General features: G+C 47.2%; 2 rRNA genes (1 of these 2 only partly in view). Both read left to right on the forward strand.

Annotated features, from left to right (window positions below):
* Positions 1–2208 (forward strand): 23S ribosomal RNA (locus GN138_RS15785); it begins 615 nt to the left of the window's first position.
* Between the two features lie 103 nt (positions 2209–2311).
* Positions 2312–2421: ribosomal RNA gene (rrf, locus tag GN138_RS15790) — 5S ribosomal RNA — on the forward strand.
* The last annotated feature ends 82 nt before the right edge of the window (positions 2422–2503 follow it).

A 2503-nucleotide genomic window follows, 5' to 3' on the forward strand; every position in this document is an offset into this window, starting at 1 on the left:
GCAAGGTTAAGGACTTCAGGTCCGGATCCGTAGCGAAAGCGAGTCTGAATAGGGCGTTTTAGTTAGTAGTGGTAGACGCGAAACCGTGTGATCTACCCATGGGCAGGGTGAAGCTGTGGTAACACACAGTGGAGGCCCGAACCGGTTGACGTTGAAAAGTCTTCGGATGACCTGTGGGTAGGGGTGAAAGGCCAATCAAACTCGGAAATAGCTCGTACTCCCCGAAATGCATTTAGGTGCAGCGTTGATTTATAGTTTTATAGAGGTAGAGCTACTGATTGGATGCGGGGGCTTCACCGCCTACCAATTCCTGACAAACTCCGAATGCTATAAAATGTTCATCAGCAGTGAGGGCATGGGTGCTAAGGTCCATGTCCGAGAGGGAAAGAACCCAGACCATCAGCTAAGGTCCCCAAATGTATGTTAAGTTGAATAAACGAGGTTGAACTGCTTAGACAGCTAGGATGTTGGCTTGGAAGCAGCCATTCATTTAAAGAGTGCGTAACAGCTCACTAGTCGAGCGGTTCGGCATGGATAATAATCGGGCATAAACATACTACCGAAGCTATGGACTTTTAAAAGTGGTAGGGGAGCATTGTAGTGTCGTTGAAGGTGTACTGTGAGGTATGCTGGAGAAGCTACAAAAGAAAATGTAGGCATAAGTAACGATAATGCGGGCGAGAAACCCGCACACCGAAAGACTAAGGTTTCCTCAGCTATGCTAATCAGCTGAGGGTTAGTCGGGACCTAACGCGAACCCGAAAGGGGTAGTGGATGGACAACAGGTTAATATTCCTGTACCTGCTCACATTAAACGTGACGGAGGCGAAAAGTTAGTGCGTACTGACGGAATAGTACGTTGAAGCGAGTAGTAATACCGCGATAGTACACTGAGACTACGGTCAAGGTGATAATCTAGCGAATCGACTTCCAAGAAAAGCAAGTGAAGCAGCCCGTACCCTAAACCGACACAGGTAGTTGGGATGAGAATTCTAAGGTGCTCGAGAGATTCATGGCTAAGGAACTAGGCAAAATAGACCCGTAACTTCGGGAGAAGGGTCGCCTCCAAGTAATTGGAGGCCGCAGTGAAAAGGTCCAGGCGACTGTTTATCAAAAACACAGGGCTCTGCTAAATCGAAAGATGATGTATAGGGCCTGACACCTGCCCGGTGCTGGAAGGTTAAGTGGAGGGTTTAGAAGTTTACTTCGAAGATCTCAAATGAAGCCCCAGTAAACGGCGGCCGTAACTATAACGGTCCTAAGGTAGCGAAATTCCTTGTCGGGTAAGTTCCGACCTGCACGAATGGTGTAACGATCTGGACACTGTCTCAGCCATGAGCTCGGTGAAATTGTAGTATCGGTGAAGATGCCGATTACCCGCTGTGGGACGAAAAGACCCCGTGCACCTTTACTATAGCTTAGTATTGGTTTTGGATAAGTAATGTGTAGGATAGGTGGGAGACTTTGAAGTGGCGTCGCTAGGCGTTGTGGAGTCATTGTTGAAATACCACCCTTTGCTTATCTAGAGTCTAACTTTCAAAGAAAGGACAGTGCTTGGTGGGTAGTTTGACTGGGGTGGTCGCCTCCAAAAGAGTAACGGAGGCTTCTAAAGGTTCCCTCAGCACGCTTGGTAACCGTGCGTAGAGTGCAATGGCATAAGGGAGCTTGACTGAGAGACATACAGGTCGATCAGGTACGAAAGTAGAGCATAGTGATCCGGTGGTTCCGTATGGAAGGGCCATCGCTCAAAGGATAAAAGGTACGCCGGGGATAACAGGCTGATCTCCCCCAAGAGCTCATATCGACGGGGGGGTTTGGCACCTCGATGTCGGCTCGTCACATCCTGGGGCTGGAGAAGGTCCCAAGGGTTGGGCTGTTCGCCCATTAAAGTGGCACGCGAGCTGGGTTCAGAACGTCGTGAGACAGTTCGGTCTCTATCTACAGTGGGCGTTAGAAATTTGAGTGGATCTGACTCTAGTACGAGAGGACCGAGTTGGACGAACCTCTGGTGTACCTGTTGTTCCGCCAGGAGCATTGCAGGGTAGCTACGTTCGGAAGGGATAAGCGCTGAAAGCATATAAGCGCGAAACCCACCACAAGATGAGATTTCTTTAAAGGGTCGTGGAAGATGACCACGTTGATAGGCTATAGGTGTAAAGGCAGTAATGTCATAGCCGAGTAGTACTAATAACCCATAGGCTTATTGTACGCCTGTTTTTTTATAAAGTTTACAATATATTATATATTTATTCATGTGATTTTTTCAATATGTCAACAATATTAGTGTTGATTATTTATAACAACCAAAATTTAAGGTGGTTATAGCGACGGGGCTCACCTCTTACCATTCCGAACAGAGTAGTTAAGCCCGTTTGCGCCGATGGTACTGCTTGACTGTGGAAGAGTAGGTCGCCGCCTTTTTTATCGATTTATTCGATTTAAATTAAACCCTTACTAGACAACTAGTAAGGGTTTTTTCGTTTTTATACCGTTTTTGGTGAAT

Source organism: Winogradskyella endarachnes, from assembly GCF_009741275.1.
Taxonomy (GTDB): Bacteria; Bacteroidota; Bacteroidia; order Flavobacteriales; family Flavobacteriaceae; genus Winogradskyella; species Winogradskyella endarachnes.